Below are 20,121 nucleotides of genomic sequence, written 5' to 3' on the forward strand. Positions count from 1 at the left end.
GAGCACACATGCACATCGCACTGGCACCGTTCGGACTCCAGGCAGGCGTCTCCGAGGAGGCCCTGCTCAGCGCCTCCGACCGGTGGGAGGAAGAGTTCGTCAGCAAGCAGGACGGGATCATCAAGAGGATCCTCGTGAAAGACGGCGAAGGCGGCGGTTACGCCGACATCGTGTTCTTCCGCGATCTGCGATCGATCGACGAGGTGGTCGAAGCAGAGCGGAAGAGCGACGTCTGCGCCGCATTCTTCTCGATCATGGACGGCGACGGGTCACACCGCGTCTACGAAGTCCTGAAGAGCTACGAGTGACGGCGGCGCGGATTCCCTTCAAGGACCAGTTCTTCACGCGGGAGAAAGTCGAGCTCATCGCTGGCGAGATCACACATGTGGACTCGGCGTTCAGTGCGGACGAGTTCGTTGCCACGGTCATTGCGCGGTTCCCGGAACTCGAGCTCAAGGCCCGCATCGCCTGGATCGCCACCTGCCTGGATAGATATCTGCCGCGCGACTTCCGGGACGCAGCGAGCACACTGGCGCGCTCGCTGCCCGCCCCGGCCAACCCGGCCCTCTCCGACGGTGACTTCGGTGACTTCATCTACGCGCCATACGCCGAGTACGTAGCCCGGCACGGTTGCACAGCCGAGGACCTCGAGTTCTCGCTGGCCATGCTCCGCGACATCACCACGCGCTTCTCCGCCGAATTCGCGATCCGGCCTTTCCTTGACGCCTTCCCCGACCAGGTACTGACAACGCTGCTGGCCTGGACCGAGGACCAGCACTATCACGTACGGCGACTGTGCAGCGAGGGCACGCGGCCGCGGCTCCCGTGGGCACGGAATCTGACGCTGCCCTACGACGTGGGGATCCCGGTCCTCGACCGCCTCTTCACCGACCCCACCCGCTACGTCACCCGGTCCGTGGCCAACCACGTCAACGACATCTGCAAGAAGAATCCCGAACTGGCACTCGACACTCTTGAACGCTGGCGGGACTCAGGGCTTCAGCAGCCCCGGGAGATGCGCTATGTGATCCGCCATGGTGCGCGGACCCTCCGCCGGGCGAACCATTCCCGAGCACTCGACCTCGTCAGCTCCTCCCTGTCCTGAGCAGGACAGGCAAACGAGGAACGCTGGCCTCGAGGGGGCTGCGACACCGCGAACTTCGTGGTCCAGGCACTAGCTTCGTCCGGGGGTGCGGGGTGCCACCGGTGTGGAGACGATGAAGGAGCTGGTGGTGTGGCCGTGGGGCAGGAACTGGTCGAGGATCGCCGCCAGGGCGTCAACGGCGGCCACGTGCACCTTGAGGAGGAAGCAGTCCTCGCCGGAGATCCGGTGGCATTCACTAACCTCGGGAACGCGGTCGGCCAGGTCTGCGATCTTCGACAACTGGCCCGGACCGGGTTGGATCCGCACCCAGGCGGCGACCGGTAGGCCCAGAGCCGCGGGGTCGATATCGACGTGGTAGCCGCGGATGACGCCGGCGTGTTCGAGTCGGTGCAGACGCTCTCGCACCGCCGGCGCGGACATGCCGACCTGGCGCGCCAACTCCGCGGCGCTCGCGCGTGGGTCGTCGCGCAGTACGCGGAGCAGACGGCGATTGGTGTCGTCGAGCAACGAGTTGCTACTTGGAAGGCCAGTCGGGGGTCTTGGCTCCCGATGCGTCATTGTCATGCTCCTTCAGCCTTCGATCATGCATGGTGCTATCCGCTTTCACCTTCGACGATAGGGGGATGCCACGATCAGTCTCTCGCCTGGGCGCCCGGTCGCTGGCGGCGGTGGCCGCACCGCGGATACCGCCGCACGCCTACTTCGTCGTCAGTGCGGTGTTCCACTACCTCGGTCCGGCGTTCGCGGTGCTGCTTTTCGTCCGCGTGGACGCCCTGGGCGTGGCGTGGCTGCGCATCGCCGCCGCCGCCGTGGTGTTCGCGTTGTGGCGGCGGCCGTGGCGGCTCTGGCGGCGCCTGGACCGGCCCACCCGCCGGCTGCTGATCGGGTGGGCCGCCGTTCTGGCGGCCATGAACAGCGTCTTCTACCTGGCGCTGGAGCGGCTGCCGTTGGGCACGGTCGCCGCAGTCGAATTCCTGCCGGTCATCGTGTTGGCGGCCTACGCCGCCAGAACTCACCGAAACCTGCTCGCGTTGGCCTGCGCGGTTGCCGGGGTGTCCCTGCTCACCGACGTCCGTCTGGTCGCCGAACCGCTCGGAATCGCCTTCGCCGCGGCCAACGCCGTGCTGTTCGCCGCCTACATTGTGCTCGGGCACCGCGTCGCCCGTGGTCAGCAGCTGTCCGGCATCGACGGTCTCGCGCTGTCGATGCTGATCGCCGCCGTCCTCGCGCTACCGGTAGGCATCGGTGACGCCGCACCCGCTGTCGTTGACGTGGTCGCCCTGGCGGCCGGGGTCGGCGTCGGCGTCACCTCGTCGGTCATCCCGTACGTCACCGACCAGCTCGCCATGGCCCGGCTGCCCCGGGCCACCTACGCCCTCCTGGTCTGCCTGCTCCCGGCGACCGCGACCGCGATCGGGGTCATCGTGCTGGCCCAGGTCCCCACCACACCGGAGATCGTCGGGGTCGGTCTCGTGGTCGCCGGTGTCGCCGTGCACCAGGACGGCGAGCAGCCGCGACGACAGCGGGCCCGCGCGGGGCGCTGAAGCCCGCGGGCGCAGGGCGGTGGTACGGGCGCAGGGCGGCACCCGCCACCGAGTCCATCCCGATCGCCGCGTACCCAAGGACGTGGTCGGCCTGTCTGTGCCACGCTGACGCTAACAGCCGGACAGCGACGAACAGGAGGGCCTGCTCACACCGCAGGGTTCCGGCCCACTGAAAGGCGTGAAGCCCGTGAGTAACAGGGATGTGCACCGATTCCTCGAATCGAATCGGGGACTGTGGGACGAGTGGGCGGACATCCACGCCCACTCTGCGTGGTACGACCTGGAGTCGGTACGCCGGGGCACCTGCAAGCTACGGTCGTACGAGGTGGGCGAGGTGGGCGAGGTGGGCGGCCGAAGCCTGCTGCACCTTCAGTGCCAACTCGGCACCGACACGGTCTCGTGGGCGCGGCGTGGCGCGACGGTCACCGGGGTGGACTTCTCTCCCCGGGCCGTCGCTGTCGCCCGCCAGCTCGCCGCCGACACCGGAATCGACGCCCACTTCGTCTGCAGTGACGTCCTGACCCTGCCTGCGGCCCTGACCGGTTCCTTCGACATCGTCTACACCTCGCGTGGGGTGCTGGGCTGGCTGCCGGACCTGACCCGGTGGGCGCGGGTGGTGGCGCACTTCCTGGCGCCCGGTGGCGTCTTCTACGTCACCGACATCCACCCGATCGCCGAGGTCCTGGACTCTTCCGCGGCCGAGCTTCGAGTCAGCCGACCCTATTTTCCCAGGGCCGAACCGGTTGGCTACCCGGTGCAGGGCAGCTACGTCGACCGGGATGCCCAGGTCGCCACCGAGGTGGAGTACCTGTGGCCGCACAGCGTCGCGGAGCTGGTCACCGCTGTCGCGCGGGCAGGGCTCGTGATCGAGTTCTTCCACGAGTTCCCGTGGCTGGATCGGCCATGGCCGTTCCTGCACAAGCAGGAGGGGCTGGGCTGGACCCTCCCCCCTGGCGGGCTGGGCGAGTTGCCGCTGTTCTTCTCACTTCGGGCCGGTAAACCGGCGGCTGGCGATGGCGGATAGCCCACCGCGCCAGCGGCCACGGCGACGGCATCTAGACTCGGCGTCCGATGGACGAGCAGGCCACCCCCGCCGATGCCCGCCCCTGTGCCCACTGCGGACGCCCCGTGCCGCAGCGCACCGGAGCGGGCCGCCCCTTCCGCTACTGCCGGGACAACGACGGCGCCTGCCAACAGGCCGCCCGGACCAGCCGGATGCGACACCGTAACGCCCCCGGGCTACCCGGGCAGGTGGCCCGCACGTGGGAGGCCGTGGACCGGCTTGACCAGATCGTGGCGTCGCTCACCGAGGCGCTGCACGCGCAGCTGTCCCCGGTCGGGGTGGAACAGCAACTGGCCCAGGCGCGCGCCGACGCGGCCAACCAGGTGGCGGCGGCGCAGACCGACCGGGACGAGGCCCGCCGCGCCGCCGAGGACGCCGCCGCCGCCACTGTTCAGGCCCGAGAGCAGGCCCGTAACGCCACCGCCGAGCAGGACAGCGCCCGCGCCGAAGCGGCCCGCGCCGTTGCGCAGGCCACCGCCGCCGCGGACCGCGCCGAGCAGGCTCGTCAGGCTCGGGACCAGGCCCGCCAGGAGGCGAGCGCGGCACAGGCGCTACTGGGGCAGGCCCAACAGGACCGCGACGCCGCCCGTGCGCAGCTACGCAGCACAGATGCCGAACTCACCACCCAGCGGCAGAACGCCACAGCTCTGGTCGCGGAGCGCGACGCCGCCCGCGCCGACGCCCACCAGGCCGCGCAGGCGCAGGCCGCGGCGACCGAGCAGGCCCGCGGACACCGCGCCGACGCGCAACAGGCTCGCCAGGACGCGCAACGGGCGCAGGCGCAGGCCGCGGCGGCGACGCAGGAGCGGGACCGGGCGGTGGCCGACCGGGACCGGGCTGAAGCGCACCGTCAGCAGGCGGTGGGGGACGCGAAGCGGGCGCACGCGGACGCGACGACACTCGCCGAGCACCGCGAATCACTACGAGGTCAGCTGACCGCCGCCCAGCAGGACGTGACCACCGCGCAGGGCCAGCTGGCGGAGTTGACCGCGCGGCTGCGGGCCGCCGAGGGTGACCGGGACGAGGCGCATCGGCGAGTCGCCCAGCTCGCCGACCAGGTCGCCCAGCTGGCGGCCGCCCTGGCGCACCGGGAGACGTCCGCGTCCGCGTCCGCGCCCTGACGCGGGCGAGACCACCTCGTCTCGGCGACCACGCGAACTTTCGGCCAGGTCGGGGCGACCCCGCCAGGCCGGGCTGCCGGCCGGCTACCCTGGTTGCCGGCCGTCACGTGCCACCAGGCGGGAATGGCCCGACGGACACCGACCGTTACACCGAAACAGACCAGCACCACAAACGAGGGGAAGACGATCATGGGCGAGCGCATGCTGCGCGGAAGCCGTCTGGGCGCGGTCAGCTACGAATCCGACCGTAACACCGAGCTCGCGCCGCGTCAGACCCGCGAATACCTGTGCGCCAAGGGTCACCAGTTCGAGGTGCCGTTCGCCGTTGACGCCGAGGTCCCGATGACCTGGGAATGTAAGTTCGACGGCAGCGTCGCCCGGCTGGTTGACGGCAACGAACCGGAGCAGAAGAAGGCGAAGCCGCCGCGCACCCACTGGGACATGCTGTTGGAGCGGCGATCGATCGCCGAACTTGAGGACATCCTCGCCGAACGGCTCAAGGAGGTCCGCACCCGCCGCGGGCGCGCCTGAACCACCCGACACGACGGCACCTGCCTCGGGGATGACCCGGGGCGGGTGTCGTGGTGTCACGGGGGCAGCCCGGGCTCCGGGAGCGCGGTGCCGCGGTGGGGGGCCGGTCGGCGGGTATCGGGCGCCGAGCGCCCCTTGCGCCCTACCGGGGCTCGACGATTTCACCCTCAATGGGCTGGCCGCCGTCAACCACGGTTGGCTCCGCCGACGGCGGCTGCTGTGGGCTGCCCCGGTGCACCCGCACCCGGCGCGGCCCGAACAGATCACCGGCGACCATCGACGACACTCGCCGCTCCGCCGTGCGCCGTACGCCCGCGCGGGCCAGCCGGCGCGCCGGCGGCACCAGCAGCACCACCCCCAGCGCCCCGCTGAGCAGACCCGGAGTGGCCAACAACAGCGCGCCGAGCAACCCCACCAGACCATCGGTGACCTGCGTGCCCGGCGGTTGACCAGCCCGCGCCGCGGTTTGGAAGCCCCGCCACGCGCGCATCCCCTCCCGGCGCAGCAACGCCACGCCCAGCAGCGACGCCGCGAACACGGCCAGCACCGCAATCCCGAACCCGACAGCCCGGCCGACGGCCACGAACACCGCCAGCTCCGCCAACGCCGCCAGCAACAACGCCAACGGTACGAACCTCAGTCCCCGGCGCATCCTCACCTCACCACCCGACCGCCACGCCCCCACTGCCCGGTTCGCCGGTGGTGGAGTACGTCGTCCCGCCCGTCCAGCATGACACGGCCGCACCGCCGCCGACCCCCGCCACCAACGCCGACGACGCCACCGCCGGGCAGCGAAGGGGACCGGGGCAGCGCGCTACGGCCAACGGATCTGCCCCGTGGGCGTGCCGTGTAGCCCCCGACGGAAGGCCAGTCGCCGGTCCGCCACCGCCCACCCGGTGATCCGCCACAACGCCTCGGCGACAATCAGCGGGCTCATCTTGCTGCTGCCCCGTTCGCGTTCGGCGAACGTGATCGGCACCTCCACGATCCGCACCCCGGCCCGGTGCGCCAGCCGGGACAACTCCACCTGGAACGAATACCCCTGCGAGCACACCGACGCCAGGTCCAACGCGTCCAGGGCGCTGAGTCGATACACCCGGTAGCCGCCGGTGGCGTCGGAGACCGGCATCCCCAGGGCCAGCCGCGCGTACAGGTTGCCGCAGCGCGACAACAGCAGCCGCCGCAGCGGCCAGTTGAGCACCTGCGCTCCCCGGGTCCAGCGGGATCCGATCACCACGTCCGCGTCGCGGGCAGCGGCCAGCATCGCCGGCAGATCCTCCGGGGCGTGCGAGCCGTCGGCGTCCATCTCCACCACCGCGTCGTAGCCGCGCTGGCGCGCCCACCCGAACCCGGCCAGATAGGCGGCGCCGAGTCCCTGCTTGCCCTCCCGGTGCAGCACATGCACCCGCCGGTCCTGCCCGGCGAGGGCCTCAGCGACCGCACCGGTGCCATCCGGGCTGTTGTCATCGGCAACCAGAATGTCCACCGACGGAACCGCTCGACGCACCCGTTCCACAATCCAGGTCAAGTTGTCGGCCTCGTTGTAGGTCGGGATGACCACAAGCACCCGCCCCACCCCAGGATGACCGGTCTCGTCACGCACCGTCCTGCCTCCCTCTCACCGGCGTACCGGCCGTCGCCGCACCGCGGGCGCGTCGCCACACCCCACCTGCGGCCAGGGCCGCCACGGCCAGGACCGTCAGCGTCACCTCCGGCCACAACCCGGCCCGGGTCGCGAAGGTGTCTCCGTCGGCGAGGTGTAGCTGCCGCACCACGATCGCGCGGGTGTTGAACTCGGTGGCATCACTTACCCGCCCATCCGGGGAAACGAACCCGGAAACGCCCACCGTCGAGGCCATCAGCGCCGGGCGACCGTGCTCGACCGCCCGCAGCCGCACCATGGCCAGCTGCTGCCGGGCCTCAGCCACATCGAAGGTGGCGTTGTTCGTCTGCACCACCAGCAGCTGCGCCCCACCGGTAACGGTGTCCCGGACCACCTCGTCGTAGGCGACCTCGAAGCAGATCACATCACCGAGCACCACCGGACCGACAGCCAGCACTCCCGGAGTGCTACCCGGCACGAAGTCAGACCGCACCCGATCAACCTGCTTGCTGACCAGTCGGGCCACGTCACGGAACGGCACATACTCGGCAAACGGCACTGGATGCCGCTTCGTGTACAACTGGTCGAGATCCGGGCCGGTCCCCGGCAGCCACAGCAGCCCCGCGTTGCGTACCTGCCCCTCCCCCGGACCGCGCAGCACCGCCCCGACCAGGATCGGCACCCCCACCGCGTCGGCAGCAGACTGGATCCGACTACCGGCGGAAGCGTCGTGCAGCGGGTCGATGTCGCTGGAGTTTTCCGGCCACACCACCAGGTCCGGGCGGGGCCGGGCCCCGGCGGCCACCTGGTCGGCCAGCTCGACGGTGGCCTCGACGTGGTTGTTCAGCACCGCCTGCCGCTGGGCGTTGAAATCCAGTCCCAGCCGTGGCACATTGCCCTGCACGATCGCCACCGTCACCGTCTCCCCACCGCCGTCGGCGCGGATCGGCACGAGTAGCCCGACCGCCGGAACCGCCAGCGCCGCCACCAACGCCCCCGCCACCGGCATCCACCGCCGGCCCGGGTGACGACCCGCCGACCAGGCCGCCCAGGCCGCAGCCACCAGCAGCCCACCGATCACCGCGACCGCGAAGGTGACCAGCGGCGCCCCGCCCAGGGCGGCAAACCGCAGTAGCGGCGACCCGTCCTGGCTAAACGCCAGCCGACCCCACGGGAAACCACCGAACGGAGTGCGATCCCGCAACGCCTCCTGCGCCACCCACAGCACCCCGGTCAACACCGGCCACCCCCACCGGAACCGGTCAACCAGCGGAGAAACCCACGCGGTGGCCGCGCCGAGCAACGCCAGGTAGCCGGCCTGCAACAGCGACAGCAGCACCCACGGCAGAGAGCCGGTGTGCAGGTTGGTCCAGCCCAGCAGCGGAGCGAAAAACGCCACCCCGGTCAGGAACCCGAGGCCAGCGCCAGCGCGCGGACGTCGACGGTGGGTCGCCCCGGCCAACAGGGCCACTCCGACCGCCGCCAACGGCCACACCCCGTACGGCGGAAACGCCAGCAGCATCGCCACGCCCCCACCAACCGCCGCCACCATCGCCACCGGCAACGGCAACCGACGTTCCTGCTTCACTCCCACCGCCGTCGCCGGCATGTCCACGATCACCTGCCGAAGGCTACCCGGCCCGATCCGCGCCGCCCGGCCAGCACAGACCACGGCGGCCTCACCCTCGACCGGGTAAACGGAAATCGGGGCGCGGCAACCGCCGCACCCCGATGCTCCCAGGCCCTTCCCGGCCGGTGGGGCGAGAATGGGACGCGCCGACCTTCGGACCGACCGGACGGCAGACTGGCTGCCCCCGCCTGGCCGTTGTCTACTGGCCGTGCCTCTCACCCTGCCCGTACACCGGTAACCGCGGCCGGTCCGCGCCGCCCCGCCGACCCCCGCCCGCTGGACCTGGCCGCCGCGACCACACACTCGTGTCGCTCGGCCAGCGGACGAAGGGACGAAGCGAACAACAGCCGCTTCCCGTAGTAGGACTCAAAGACGGTACGTGCTCCCCCCGGGGCGCTGTCAACCCGGCCCTGACGAGTCGTCGCCACCACCCGGCGTGTCGCACCGGCCAGCCCGCACCACACCACCCGCAGATCGGGCAACAAGGGCGGGCTAACCCCCCACACGTAACCGTTCAGTGAGAGCGCGCGCCGCGACCGGTTGCTCGGCGCCAAGCAACCCGGCGGCGGCCAGCACATAGTCCACGTCAATCACCGGCCGGGCCGCACGCGGCAACGGCCACCCGCCGGCATAGTCGGCGAGCACCCCCGCGAGCACCCCCGCCGCATCCGCGGGCACAGCGTGCCGCAACACCCCACCCGAACCGACCAGCAGCCGAACATCTCGCAGATCCCGTCCCGCGCGTTCACCCGTGGCCGCCCCGCGGGCGTGCCGCCGCAACGCCACCGTGGCCGCCAAAGCAGCCAACCGCGCGTCTGTCGCCTGCTGCGCCCCACCCACCGGAAGGTACGCCGGGTCGTCGGCACGCCGCTGCGCCGCCACCGCCAACACCTCGGCCTCGGCCGCGTGGAGCAGCCGCTCCTCCACCGCCGCCCGCACCACACCCGGGGCGCTCCACCGCACCCCCAAATCCCCCTCGACGGTGCGGGCCCGCCACAGGCTGCCCGCCACCTCCCGGCCCGGCCCACTCTCCCGCTCATCCGGCGTCAGCACCGAGTACACGTCGGTGGTCGCCCCACCGACGTCCACCACCGCCAGGTCACCACCGAGCGTGTCCGCGAGCAACTCCACGCCGGTCAGCACCGCATCCGGGGTGGCCGCCCGCACCAGCCGCGCAAACCGCGGCCCCCGCGACAGCCGCTTGCCGCCGATCACATGCCGCAGGAACACCTCGCGGATCGCCGCCCGCGCCCCAGCCGGCGCCAACACCCCGATCCGGGGCAGTACATTCTCCGCCACGGTCACCGGCACTCGCGCCGACACCAGCATCGACGACACCTCGTCGCGGACCTGCGCATTACCGGCGAGGACCACCGGAACCCGCCAGCGGGCCCGCGCCAACCGGGACGCGTTGTGCGTCAACGTCTCCGCGTCGCCGCCGTCGGTGCCACCGACCAGCAACAGCACATCCGGGCGAGCCGCCCGCACCGCCGCCAGATCCGCCGCGCCAAGCCGCCCCGCGGCCACATGCACCACGTTCGCCCCCGCCGACAGGCCAACCCGACGGCCCGCCTGCGCGGTCACCAACTGTTCGTAGCCGACCACCGCCAACCGCAGCCCGCCGCCAGCAGACGAACACACGTACCACGGCGCGTCCCCCACCGGCAGGCCCTCGGTCGCCGCCGCTACCGCCGCGTCCAACCCCCGCAACACGTCACTGCCCACCGTGGTGGGCAGTGACGCCGTCGCGACCAGACCCGCGCCGTCGAGATCGACCACCGCCACCTTCGTGTACGTCGAGCCGACATCCGCGCAGATCGCGACGTTCACGCCACCGGTGGCACGACCACCGTGCCCGTCGCGGTGACCGCCACGATCGGCGGATCACACACCTGCGCCGCGGACTCCCCCCGATCCGGACGCCCCCGACACACCACCACGCAACTCAACTCCAACGTGCGGCTACGCGTGCCCACCCGGGTGACCCGACCGGTCACCTCCACCACGTCACCGGCGCGCACCGGTGCCACGAACCGCACGTCCGAATAGCCGGCGAACAAACCCTCGTCCCCGTCGGTGCGGATACAGACCTCCGTGGCGACATCCCCGAACAAACCCAACGCGTACGCCCCGTCGACCAGGCTCCCCGCATAGTGCGCATGCGCGTACGGCACATACCGCCGGTGCACCACCGTCACCCCGACCCTCGGGTCACTCATACCGTCGCCGCCCTCCGGCTCGTGATCAACGTATGGACCAGGTAGGAGGCCACCTCACCTGGGGTGGTGCCACGACCGAAGATCCGGTCCACCCCCAGCTCGGCGGTCATCGCCTCGTCGAAACGCGGCCCACCGACAATCAACAACGGCCGCTTCCCCGCCGGCCAGGCCTCCCGGAAGGCCGCCGACATCTCCCGCGTGTTGTGCAGATGCGCATCCCGCTGCGTGACCACCTGCGACACCAACACCGCATCCGCCTGCTCCGCCCGAGCCGCCGCCACCAAATCCGGCACACTCACCTGCGCGCCCAGATTGCTGACCCGCAACTCCCGGTAGTACTCCAGCCCCTTGTCCCCGGCGATGCCCTTGACGTTGAGAATCGCGTCGATCCCCACGGTGTGCGCGTCGGTGCCGATGCACGCCCCCACCACCGACAGCTTCCGTCGCAACTGCCGCTTGACCACCGCGTTGACCTCCTTCGCCGACAGCAACGGAAAGTCCCGCTCCACCACCCGCACCACCGAGGTGTCCACCAGATGGTTCACCCGCCCGTACACCACGAAGAAGGTGAACCCGTCGCCCATCGGCCGGGCATGCACCAGCATCGCCGGGTCGATGCCCATCTTCCCGGCCAGCTGAATCGCCGCACCCTCGGCTCGTTTGTCGTGCGGCAGCGGCAACGTGAACGACACCTGCACCATGCCGTCACCGGTGGTGTCCCCGTACGGCCGCACGATCTGCTTCTCCGGCACCACCGCCTGCTCCGGCGCGGCCGTCACGACCCCGCCCCTTCCAGGATCTCCACCGCCGGGTTGTAATAGTCGCCCTCGTGCCGCACCACGCCGTCCAACCCCTTACCCCGGTCCGCCGGCCGCTTCATGATCCCGAATGTGCCCTCGCCGATCGCCGTCAGCAACGACTGCTCCCCGACCCGCTCCAACAACTCCACCGCCGAGCCCAGCACCTGGTGCGCCCGCTGCTGAATGAACCCGCCCGACGCCGGCACGAAATCCTCGTGCAGCCCACCCGCGGCACCCAACACATACCGGACGTTCTGCAAGGCGATATCCCGATCCGACAGCCACGGCGTCACCACCGCCTCGGTCATCATCCCCACCAGCAGCATCCCCTGCCCGGTCAGCGCCCCCACCAGGTTGAAAAAGCCGTCGAGCAGGTTGCCCCGAAACACATCCCCGGTCATGTGCTTCGTCGGCGGCATCCACTTCAACGGCGCATCCGGGAACAACTCCCGCGCCAACAGCGCGTGCGCCAACTCCAACCGCAACGACTCCGGCACATCCGGGTTGACCTCAAACGCGTGCCCCAACCCCAACTGCCAGTCCGCCAACCCCGCCTCATGCGCGAAGTACTCGTTGAGCAGCTGCGACACCGTCACCGTGTGCGCCTCATCCACCGCATCGGCAGTCGTCAGATAGTTGTCCTCACCAGTATTGATGATGATCCCCGCCCGGGCGTGCACCTGCCGGGAGAAGCGCTGATCGACAAAGGTGCGAATCGGATTGATATCCCGGAACAAGATGCCGTACATCGAATCGTTCAACATCATGTCCAGCCGCTCCAGGCCTGCCAACGCCGCCATCTCCGGCATGCACAGCCCCGACGCATAATTCGTCAACCGCACATACCGGCCCAACTCCCGCGACGACTCGTCCAACGCCGCCCGCATCAGCCGGAAATTCTCCTGCGTCGCATACGTACCGGCGAAGCCCTCCCGAGTCGCCCCCTCCGGCACATAGTCCAACAACGACTGCCCCGTCGACCGGATCACCGCGATCGCATCCGCCCCCGCCCGCGCCGCCGCCTGCGCCTGCGGAATATCCTCGTAAATGTCCCCCGTCGCCACAATCAGATAAATCCACGGCCGCCGCGGCGGATCCCCAAACCGCCGCACCAACCGCTCCCGCTCGGCCCGCCGCCGATCAATCCGCCGCACCCCCGCCGCGACCGCGCGCCGCGCCGCCCGCCGCGCCGTCGTCGCCGCCCGCCCCGCCGGAACCGCAAACCGCACCGACCCCGCCGCCGCCTTCTGCGCCAACAGCGTCACATCCGCCAACTGCTCCCGCGCCAAGGCATCGAAGACCGGAACAGCCACCCCATGCCCCAAGCCCACATCCGCGACCACCGCATCCACCAACCGGTTCACCCAGGGAATCCCATCCGGATCCGCCCCCTGCACCCCGGCCAGCCGCAGCACCGCCCGTTCCACCGACACCGTCGTATGGCTACGCGCCAACTCCACCACCGGCGCCCCAGCCCGAGCGGCCAACTCCCGCGCCCGCGCCACCAACACCGGATCCAGATCGAGCTTCCCGATCACAAGTCGCCCTCCCCATAGATCGCCGCACCATGCAGCACCGTACGTCGACACACCGGCAACGGCGTCGGGTCCGAAGCACCCCGCGCCTCCGGATCCTCCGCCTGCAACACCGGCAACCCCCGCTCCACCCCCGCCGGGGTATCCCACACCGCGAACGTCGCCGGCGCACCCAACGCCAACACCCCGTCACCATCCCGCCCCACCGCACGCCAGCCACCCCGCGAATGCGCCGCGAAAGCCGCCCGCACGCTCATCCGCTGCGTCGGATTGTGATGCGACACCGCCGCCCGCACCGACCCCCACGGATCCACCGGAGTCACCGGCGAATCCGATCCGAACGCCAACGACACCCCCACCGAATGCATCGCCCCCAACGGATTCGCGGCCAACGACCGATCCAGCCCCAACCGAGACTCATACATCTGACCCGCGCCACCCCACAACCGGTCAAACGCCGGCTGTACTGACGCCACCACGCCATACTCCACAAAACCGGCAATCATCCGCTTGTCCACGAGCTCCGCATGCTCCACCCGATGCCGAGCCGCCCGCACCCGATCCGTACCCAGCCGCGCCGCCACCGCCGCGAACCCCGCCAGCACCGTCGCGATCGCCGCATCCCCAATCGCGTGAAAACCGCCCTGCACCCCGTACCTCGCGCACCCCAACAAGTGATCCCGCACCTGCTCCACCGACAGATACCCATGCCCGCACCCACCCGCATCCGCATACGGCACCGTCAGCTGAGCCGTCCGCGCCCCCAACGCCCCATCAGCGAAGACATCCCCACCAGCACCCACCGCACCCAACTCCCGAGCCCGCTGCGCACCACCCAACTCACCCCAATACCCGTACACCTCCGGCACCCCCACCCCGGAGATCCCCAACAACCCCGTGAAATCCTCCTCGCCGGAAATCTCCGGCCCACCACACTCATGCACCGCCGCAACCCCCAACGACGCCGCCCGCGCCAACGCCGCCCGCTGCGCCGCCACCCGCTGCACCCGACCAACCACGCCAAAAGCCGCCGCCCGCACCACATGATGCGCATCCCGCCGCAGCCACCCCGACTCGTCGAACCCAGCCGCGGCAACCACCCCCGGACACGCAGCCAGCAACGCCGTCGACACCAACGCCGAATGCATCGACGCCTGCGACAGATACACCCGCCGCCCCGCCGCCGCCCGACCCAACTCCGCCGCCGCCGGAGGCACCGGCACCGGCCACGTCGACTCGTCCCACCCATGCCCCAGCACCACACCATCAGGCGGCAACCCCTCGGCAAACGCCGCCACCGCCGCCAACAACTCCCGCCCCGACCGCACACCCGACACGTCCAGCCCCGACAACCCCAACCCGGTGTCGGTCACGTGCACATGCGCATCAACGAACGCCGGCGTCACCAACGCCCCATCCAGATCCACCACCTGATCGGCGACCGGTGCATCAGCGTCCGCCCCCAACCAGGCAATCCGGCCATCGGCGACCAACAAGGCAGTCGCAGCCGGGTCAGCAGGACAATGCAGCACACCGCCGCGGTACAGCGTCGAGGGGTTCGTCATAGCACTCAGTCTGCCGCCAGCCGCGCCTCGAAGAGACGACGCACCCCCGGGTCGGCCCGCACCAAATCCAACGCGAACTCCGCATGTCCCGGCACAAACCCGTTACCAACCAGCATCGTCACATCCGCCGCCAGGCCCTCCGCACCCAACGCCGCCGCCGCGAAACTCGTCGCCATCGAGAAGAACACCACCGTGCCACCGTCAGCCGTGGCCAACACCGCCCCATGCTCACAACCCGGCACATCCACGCACACCACCGTCACATCCGCCGGCACCCCCAACGCCGACAGCACCGCCGTCGACAACGCCACCGGATCCCGCGCATCGGCCAACACCACCGCATCCGCCAACCCGGTCGCCGCCAACGCGTCCCGCTCCCCCGCCACCGGCACCACCCCGACAGCCTGCGTCGCGCCCGCCCGTCGCGCCGCAGCCAACGACAGCGACCCACTTTTGCCCGCACCGCCGATCACCGCGACACTGACCGGCCGCGCGTCCCTCTCCCGCGCCCGCTCGGCCACATACCGCTCCACCACCCGCGCGGTCAACGCCGGAGCCCCGCACACATCCAGCGCGGCGAGCGACAACTCCGGATGCAGATCCGCCGGCAGCACCACCGCGATGGAGCGAGCAAACAGGATCGCATGACCATCACACGGGACCTGCTCGGTGCGGCCATCCCACCGGGACAGCCCATCCGCGACGGCCAACGGCGTCAGCGTGAGCGACACCAGAGTCGCCACCCGGTCGCCCACCCGCAGCCCCAGCGGCGACCGCCGCCCGGCCTCCTCGACTGTGCCGATCAACATGCCACCCGAGCCGGTCACCGGGTTCTGCATCTTGCCCCGGGCAGTGATGATCTCCAGCACCTCGGCGCGGATCCGCGCGCCGTCCCCGCCGTGCTTCTCCCGCAACTGCCGGAAGCTCGCCGCGTCCAGGTGTAACCGCTCCACCCGGATCCGTACCTCGTTCGGTGAGATCGCCGGGCTCGCGTCCAGTCGCCAAGCCGCCTGCGGCAGCACCCCCGCAGGCTCCAGAACGCGGTGCAGACCCACCGGTGATATCACGACGACCTCCCTGTCAGCCGCCTGAAGCCCCGGACCGCGACTCGCAAGGCGGGAAAACTTCCGGCAGAATAAATACTTCGCCGGATAATTTCCAGTACCCTACGGGACCATTGATCATGAACACCACCACCCACAAGGAGGGGGCCGTGACCCAGACCCACCCCGCGGAAACCATCTCCGCAGCCCAGCCTGCACCCACCGCCCCCACCACGGGCCAGCCCTACGAATACCGACGGGCCCCCCTCGTCGAACCCGATTGGACCCGCTTCCCCGGCTGGCGCCACATCAGCCGCGACCAGTGGGAGTCCGCCCAGTGGCAACGCACCAACTGCATCAAGAACATCAAGCAACTCCGCGCCGTCCTCGGCGACCTCGTCAGCGAAACCTTCTACGCCGACCTGGAAGCCGACCAGAAAGCCCTGGCCACCATGTCCATGCTGGTGCCGCCCCAGATGATCAACACCATGGTGCCCTTCGAGGCGATGACCACCGACGCCCTCTACGCCGACCCGATCCGGCGCTACATGCTCCCCGTCGCCTCCGACCGACGCACCGACTGGCCCTCACACCCGTACGCCAGCCGCGACTCTCTACACGAACACGACATGTGGGTCGCCGAGGGCCTCACCCACCGCTACCCCACGAAGGTCCTCGCCGAACTACTCTCCACCTGCCCGCAGTACTGCGGGCACTGCACCCGGATGGACCTGGTCGGCAACTCCACCCCCACCATCGACAAACTCAAACTCACCCTCAAACCCGTCGACCGCTACGACGCCCACATCACCTACCTCCGGGCCCACCCCGGAGTCCGCGACGTCGTCGTCTCCGGCGGTGACGTGGCCAACGTACCGTGGAAGAACCTTGAGTCGTATCTGATGCGCCTGCTCGACATCGAGACCGTGCGCGACATTCGGCTCGCCACCAAGGCCCTGATGGGCCTGCCCCAACACTGGCTCCGAGCCGATGTCGTCGAGGGCCTCGAGCGGGTCGCCCGCACCGCCGCCCGCCGGGGCGTCAACCTCGCGATCCACACCCACGTCAACCATGCCCAGTCCCTCACCCCGCTGGTCGCCAAAGCCGCCCAGACCGCACTGGACATCGGGGTTCGAGACGTCCGCAACCAGGGCGTGCTCATGCGTGGCGTCAACGCCACCACCCCCGAACTACTTGATCTCTGCTTCGCGTTGCAGGGCGAGGCCGGCATCCTGCCGTACTACTTCTACCTGTGCGACATGATCCCCAACGCCGAGCACTGGCGGGTCCCGGTCGGGTACGCCCAACAGCTCCAACACGACATCATGGGCTACCTGCCCGGCTACGCCACCCCACGAATCGTCTGCGACGTTCCCTTCGTGGGCAAGCGCTGGGTGCACATGCTCACCGAATACGACCGGGAGCGGGGCATCTCGTACTGGACCAAGAACTACCGCACCTCCATCGAGTCCGCCGACCTGGAGGCGCTCAACAAGCGATACGCCTACTACGACCCGATCGACTCCCTGCCGGAGACCGGCCAGGCCTGGTGGGCGGCCCACCGCGACGACTGACCCACCTCGGCCCGCCGCCCATGACCACAATTCGTGGGCGGCACCGGGCTACGGCAATCCGGCCTTAGCCCGCAAGCACCAGTCGGAACGACGGCGGGCCCGGCAGCACCTTCTGCCGGGCCCGCCGGGTCAAGCGGTCACGTCACCGCGCAGTCCGATCCAACTCACGATCCGACTGCTCAGCGCGCTCCTCCCTGGCCTGGCGAGCACGGGCGTCGTCCCGCTGCCGGACCCCTTCGACCCGCAGCCGCTCGTCGCCGCAGACATCGCCCACCCGTTCCTTGGTGGCGCCGGTCAGCTCGTCCACCATGTTCTTCGTCTTGGTGGCGAAGCCCATCTCCGCTCTCCCCTCGTGGCGTTTCGGCCATCGACATCGAGTCTTCCCGTGCTGCTGGTGACTATTCGTTTGGGTCGGTATGCGCAGACACCGCGCCTAGTGCGTCCTAGGATGCTAGCCAGGACGGGCTGCGATGCCAGTGGTTGACTGAAAGGCATGGGTGAGCTCCTGTTGATCAGACACGGTGAGACCACGTGGAGCGCCCGTCGGCGACACACCTCGTACACCGACCTCGCGCTGACGCCGGACGGTGAACGGGAGGCCCGCGCGCTCGCCCCGATGCTCACCGGCCGGCGCTTCGCCGCAGTCCTGACCAGCCCCTGCGCCCGCGCGGTGCACACCGCGCGACTCGCCGGCCTCAGCCCGACCGGGACGGACGACGATCTTGCGGAGTGGGACTACGGCGAGATCGAGGGCCGCACCACCGCCGAGGTCCACGAAAGAGACCCCGACTGGAACCTCTGGACCGATGGCTGCCCCGGCGGCGAGTCTCCCCACCAGGTCGGTGAGCGGCTCGACCGGATCCTCACCCGGCTGGGCCCCATCCTCGACCACGGAACCGTCGCCGTGGTCGGACACGCGCACAGCCTCCGGGTGCTCACCGCCCGGTGGCTCGGCCTACCACCCTCCGCCGGGGCGCTGTTCCGGCTGGAGACCGCGACCGTCAGCGTGCTCGGCCACGAACACGGCCGCCAGGTCATCCTTCGGTGGAACCAGCCGGCTCCCCCGGCCCCCGCGGCCGCAGCCGCCCAGACACCTCGGCACTGATCTTCGGCGGCCGGCCCTCGTACGGCGTTGACAACACCACGGTGGTCCGCGTGGTCACGCTCGCCGCCATCCGGATCTCCTGCAGCACCCGCTCCAGGTCCGTCGGCCCGGCCACCCTCAGCAACAGCAGGTAGAAGTCCTCCCCCGCGACCGAGTAACATGAGTCGATCTCCGGTAGGTGGGCCAGTCGCTCCGGGGCATCATCCGGCTGCGAGGGATCAAACGGCCGAATCGCGACAAAAGCCGTCAGCGGCAGGTCCAGCGCCTCGAAGGACACCCGGGCCGCGTACCCGCCGATGACCCCGCGCTGCTCCAGCCGGCGGACCCGCTGGTGCACCGCGGAGACCGACAACCCCACCCGCTCGGCGAGGTCGGTATATGACAGCCGGCCGTCGACGGCCAGCTCCGCGACGATGGCCCGGTCGATCTCCTCCACGGCGAGCAACCTACCGGGAAAAGGCCCGCCACGCGATGCTGGGTCGCCAGAACAGCATCGCGTGGCGGGCCCGCCCCTCCGTCAGCCCTTCGCCAGCGCGCGGGAGATCACCAGCCGCTGGATCTGGTTGGTCCCCTCAACGATCTGGAGTACTTTCGCCTCACGCATGTACCGCTCCACCGGGTGATCAGCGACGTAGCCCGCGCCGCCCAGCACCTGCACCGCGTCGGTGGTCACCCGCATCGCCACATCGGTGGCGAACAGCTTCGCCTTCGCCGCCTCGATCGAGTACGGCCGGCCGGCGTCTCGCAGCCGTGCCGCCGCCAGCATCAGCGCCCGGGCCGCCGATATCTGGGTGGCGGCATCGGCGAGCAGGAATCCCAGCCCCTGGAAGTCGACGATCGCCCGGCCGAACTGCTGCCGCTCCCGGGCATATCCGACCGCGTAGTCCAGCGCCGCCTGGGCCAGGCCAACCGCGCAGGCCGCGATCCCCAGCCGGCCCGAGTCCAGCGCGGACATCGCGATGCGGAAGCCCTTGCCCTCCCCGCCGATCAGCCGCTCCGCCGGCACTCGCGTGCCGTCGAAGACGACCTGCGCCACCGGGGAAGCGTGCAGCCCCATCGTGCGCTCCGGCAGCTGTGGCTCGATCCCGGGCAGGTCCCGGTCCGCGAGCAGGCAGGAGATACCCGAGGCCCCGGCACCACCGGTACGGCAGAAGATGTTGTAGAAGTCGGCCACGTGAGCGTGCGTGATCCACGCCTTCGTGCCGGAGACGACGTACTTGTCGCCGTCGAGGACCGCCCGGGTGGTCAGACTGGCGGCATCCGAACCGCCCTGCGGCTCGGAGAGGCAGTATGCGCCCAGCAGCTCCCCACCGATCAGTTCGGGCAGCAGCTTCCGCTGTTGCGTCGTGCCGTACTCGGCGAGCGGGAAGCAGGACAGGGTGTGGACGCTGATCGCCTCGGCGACCGCGAGCCAGCGGCTGGCCAGGACCTCCAACACCTGCAGGTACACCTCGTACGGCTGGGCAGCGCCCCCGTACTCCTCCGCGTACGGCAAGCCGAGCAGGCCCGACCGGCCCAGGGTGCGCAGCACCTCCCGGGGGAACTCGGCGCGCTCCTCGTGGTCGGCGGCCTTCGGCGCAAGCTCCCGGTCGGCGAGCTCGGTGGCCAGGTCCAGCAGGTCGTGGGCCTCGTCGGTGGGGAGGATCCGGTCGACAGTCATGGGTTGATGAGCTCCGTAGGGGG

Annotated in this window: 21 protein-coding genes; 8 read left to right on the forward strand and 13 right to left on the reverse strand. The window is 70.3% G+C overall.

The window, feature by feature from the left end; all coding sequences use genetic code 11:
- Positions 1-8 precede the first annotated feature (8 nt).
- A complete protein-coding gene (locus SALPAC6_RS0124300) occupies positions 9-308 on the forward strand; it encodes a hypothetical protein (RefSeq protein ID WP_018255905.1) in 300 nt (99 codons plus the stop codon).
- Positions 305-1,105 (forward strand): hypothetical protein, encoded by an 801-nt coding sequence (locus SALPAC6_RS0124305; RefSeq protein ID WP_018255906.1) that lies wholly within the window; start codon positions 305-307, stop codon positions 1,103-1,105. Before SALPAC6_RS0124300 ends, SALPAC6_RS0124305 begins: the two co-directional genes overlap by 4 nt.
- Before the next feature lie 69 nt (positions 1,106-1,174).
- Here the strand turns inward: SALPAC6_RS0124305 and SALPAC6_RS0124310 are convergent, their stop codons facing one another.
- Complete coding sequence (locus SALPAC6_RS0124310; RefSeq protein ID WP_026190036.1) at positions 1,175-1,663, reverse strand: Lrp/AsnC family transcriptional regulator; 489 nt, start codon at positions 1,661-1,663, stop codon at positions 1,175-1,177.
- Positions 1,664-1,728: 65 nt separating this feature from the next.
- Here SALPAC6_RS0124310 and SALPAC6_RS0124315 point away from each other — a divergent pair, with 65 nt between their 5' ends.
- The 4 genes from SALPAC6_RS0124315 (at position 1,729) to SALPAC6_RS0124330 (ending at position 5,364) form a co-directional block, all read left to right on the forward strand.
- Entirely contained in the window at positions 1,729-2,649 is a 921-nt protein-coding gene (locus tag SALPAC6_RS0124315) for an EamA family transporter (RefSeq protein ID WP_018255908.1), read from the forward strand.
- 202 nt (positions 2,650-2,851) lie between these two features.
- The gene (locus tag SALPAC6_RS0124320; RefSeq protein WP_018255909.1) at positions 2,852-3,673 is read left to right on the forward strand and encodes a class I SAM-dependent methyltransferase; all 822 of its coding nucleotides are present in this window, start codon (positions 2,852-2,854) and stop codon (positions 3,671-3,673) included.
- A 47-nt stretch (positions 3,674-3,720) separates the two neighbouring features.
- Complete coding sequence (locus tag SALPAC6_RS0124325) at positions 3,721-4,833, forward strand: coiled-coil domain-containing protein (RefSeq protein ID WP_026190037.1); 1,113 nt, start codon at positions 3,721-3,723, stop codon at positions 4,831-4,833.
- Between the two features lie 189 nt (positions 4,834-5,022).
- Positions 5,023-5,364, forward strand: coding sequence for an RNA polymerase-binding protein RbpA (locus SALPAC6_RS0124330; RefSeq protein WP_012013503.1), 342 nt, complete (start codon positions 5,023-5,025; stop codon positions 5,362-5,364).
- Positions 5,365-5,506: 142 nt separating this feature from the next.
- On the opposite strand, the gene SALPAC6_RS0124335 is transcribed toward SALPAC6_RS0124330, so the two are convergent.
- The 9 genes from SALPAC6_RS0124335 to kdd form a co-directional block, all read right to left on the reverse strand.
- Positions 5,507-6,016 carry an FxsA family protein gene (locus tag SALPAC6_RS0124335; protein ID WP_018255912.1) on the reverse strand — a complete coding sequence of 170 codons (510 nt, stop codon included), beginning with the start codon at positions 6,014-6,016 and terminating at the stop codon, positions 5,507-5,509.
- Positions 6,017-6,178: 162 nt separating this feature from the next.
- Positions 6,179-6,967 (reverse strand): polyprenol monophosphomannose synthase, encoded by a 789-nt coding sequence (locus SALPAC6_RS0124340; RefSeq protein WP_018255913.1) that lies wholly within the window; start codon positions 6,965-6,967, stop codon positions 6,179-6,181.
- Complete coding sequence (gene lnt / locus SALPAC6_RS0124345) at positions 6,960-8,576, reverse strand: apolipoprotein N-acyltransferase (protein ID WP_397540903.1); 1,617 nt, start codon at positions 8,574-8,576, stop codon at positions 6,960-6,962. The genes SALPAC6_RS0124340 and lnt overlap by 8 nt, the downstream gene beginning before the upstream one ends.
- A 513-nt stretch (positions 8,577-9,089) precedes the next feature.
- A complete protein-coding gene (locus SALPAC6_RS0124350) occupies positions 9,090-10,427 on the reverse strand; it encodes a glutamate mutase L (RefSeq protein WP_018255915.1) in 1,338 nt (445 codons plus the stop codon).
- Positions 10,424-10,816 (reverse strand): 3-aminobutyryl-CoA ammonia lyase, encoded by a 393-nt coding sequence (gene kal, locus SALPAC6_RS0124355; RefSeq protein ID WP_018255916.1) that lies wholly within the window; start codon positions 10,814-10,816, stop codon positions 10,424-10,426. The genes SALPAC6_RS0124350 and kal overlap by 4 nt, the downstream gene beginning before the upstream one ends.
- Positions 10,813-11,595 (reverse strand): lysine 5,6-aminomutase subunit beta, encoded by a 783-nt coding sequence (gene kamE / locus SALPAC6_RS0124360; RefSeq protein WP_018255917.1) that lies wholly within the window; start codon positions 11,593-11,595, stop codon positions 10,813-10,815. The genes kal and kamE overlap by 4 nt, the downstream gene beginning before the upstream one ends.
- On the reverse strand, positions 11,592-13,154 hold the full coding sequence (kamD, locus tag SALPAC6_RS0124365; protein WP_018255918.1) for a lysine 5,6-aminomutase subunit alpha: 1,563 nt from the start codon (positions 13,152-13,154) through the stop codon (positions 11,592-11,594). Before kamD ends, kamE begins: the two co-directional genes overlap by 4 nt.
- Positions 13,151-14,716 carry an amidohydrolase gene (locus SALPAC6_RS0124370; protein ID WP_018255919.1) on the reverse strand — a complete coding sequence of 522 codons (1,566 nt, stop codon included), beginning with the start codon at positions 14,714-14,716 and terminating at the stop codon, positions 13,151-13,153. Before SALPAC6_RS0124370 ends, kamD begins: the two co-directional genes overlap by 4 nt.
- A gap of 5 nt (positions 14,717-14,721) precedes the next feature.
- Positions 14,722-15,780, reverse strand: a complete 1,059-nt coding sequence (gene kdd, locus SALPAC6_RS0124375; RefSeq protein WP_026190038.1) for an L-erythro-3,5-diaminohexanoate dehydrogenase — start codon at positions 15,778-15,780, stop codon at positions 14,722-14,724.
- Between the two features lie 149 nt (positions 15,781-15,929).
- Between kdd and SALPAC6_RS0124380 the strand changes: the two genes are divergently transcribed.
- Positions 15,930-17,333: a KamA family radical SAM protein gene (locus SALPAC6_RS0124380; protein WP_026190039.1), complete on the forward strand. Its 1,404-nt coding sequence runs from the start codon at positions 15,930-15,932 to the stop codon at positions 17,331-17,333.
- A gap of 142 nt (positions 17,334-17,475) precedes the next feature.
- On the opposite strand, the gene SALPAC6_RS0124385 is transcribed toward SALPAC6_RS0124380, so the two are convergent.
- Complete coding sequence (locus SALPAC6_RS0124385; RefSeq protein WP_018255922.1) at positions 17,476-17,670, reverse strand: CsbD family protein; 195 nt, start codon at positions 17,668-17,670, stop codon at positions 17,476-17,478.
- 156 nt (positions 17,671-17,826) lie between these two features.
- Between SALPAC6_RS0124385 and SALPAC6_RS0124390 the strand changes: the two genes are divergently transcribed.
- A complete protein-coding gene (locus SALPAC6_RS0124390) occupies positions 17,827-18,438 on the forward strand; it encodes a histidine phosphatase family protein (RefSeq protein ID WP_018255923.1) in 612 nt (203 codons plus the stop codon).
- Here SALPAC6_RS0124390 and SALPAC6_RS0124395 read toward each other — a convergent pair.
- Positions 18,368-18,874 carry an Lrp/AsnC family transcriptional regulator gene (locus SALPAC6_RS0124395; protein WP_018255924.1) on the reverse strand — a complete coding sequence of 169 codons (507 nt, stop codon included), beginning with the start codon at positions 18,872-18,874 and terminating at the stop codon, positions 18,368-18,370. The two genes, SALPAC6_RS0124390 and SALPAC6_RS0124395, sit on opposite strands and share 71 nt — an antisense overlap.
- Before the next feature lie 81 nt (positions 18,875-18,955).
- Positions 18,956-20,098 carry an acyl-CoA dehydrogenase family protein gene (locus tag SALPAC6_RS0124400; protein WP_018255925.1) on the reverse strand — a complete coding sequence of 381 codons (1,143 nt, stop codon included), beginning with the start codon at positions 20,096-20,098 and terminating at the stop codon, positions 18,956-18,958.
- Positions 20,099-20,121: the final 23 nt, after the last annotated feature.

The sequence above is a fragment of the Salinispora mooreana genome, from assembly GCF_000379065.1.
In the GTDB taxonomy this organism is placed as follows: domain Bacteria; phylum Actinomycetota; class Actinomycetes; order Mycobacteriales; family Micromonosporaceae; genus Micromonospora; species Micromonospora mooreana.

Bases quoted from the DNA above. Each gene is read 5' to 3' on its own strand.
- SALPAC6_RS0124300 (WP_018255905.1), top strand. From the start codon at position 9: ATGCACATCGCACTGGCACCGTTCGGACTCCAGGCAGGCGTCTCCGAG.
- SALPAC6_RS0124310 (WP_026190036.1), bottom strand. From the start codon at position 1,663: ATGACGCATCGGGAGCCAAGACCCCCGACTGGCCTTCCAAGTAGCAAC.
- SALPAC6_RS0124315 (WP_018255908.1), top strand. From the start codon at position 1,729: ATGCCACGATCAGTCTCTCGCCTGGGCGCCCGGTCGCTGGCGGCGGTG.
- SALPAC6_RS0124325 (WP_026190037.1), top strand. From the start codon at position 3,721: ATGGACGAGCAGGCCACCCCCGCCGATGCCCGCCCCTGTGCCCACTGC.
- SALPAC6_RS0124330 (WP_012013503.1), top strand. From the start codon at position 5,023: ATGGGCGAGCGCATGCTGCGCGGAAGCCGTCTGGGCGCGGTCAGCTAC.
- SALPAC6_RS0124335 (WP_018255912.1), bottom strand. From the start codon at position 6,016: ATGCGCCGGGGACTGAGGTTCGTACCGTTGGCGTTGTTGCTGGCGGCG.
- lnt (WP_397540903.1), bottom strand. From the start codon at position 8,576: ATGCCGGCGACGGCGGTGGGAGTGAAGCAGGAACGTCGGTTGCCGTTG.
- kal (WP_018255916.1), bottom strand. From the start codon at position 10,816: ATGAGTGACCCGAGGGTCGGGGTGACGGTGGTGCACCGGCGGTATGTG.
- SALPAC6_RS0124370 (WP_018255919.1), bottom strand. From the start codon at position 14,716: ATGACGAACCCCTCGACGCTGTACCGCGGCGGTGTGCTGCATTGTCCT.
- SALPAC6_RS0124385 (WP_018255922.1), bottom strand. From the start codon at position 17,670: ATGGGCTTCGCCACCAAGACGAAGAACATGGTGGACGAGCTGACCGGC.
- SALPAC6_RS0124390 (WP_018255923.1), top strand. From the start codon at position 17,827: ATGGGTGAGCTCCTGTTGATCAGACACGGTGAGACCACGTGGAGCGCC.
- SALPAC6_RS0124400 (WP_018255925.1), bottom strand. From the start codon at position 20,098: ATGACTGTCGACCGGATCCTCCCCACCGACGAGGCCCACGACCTGCTG.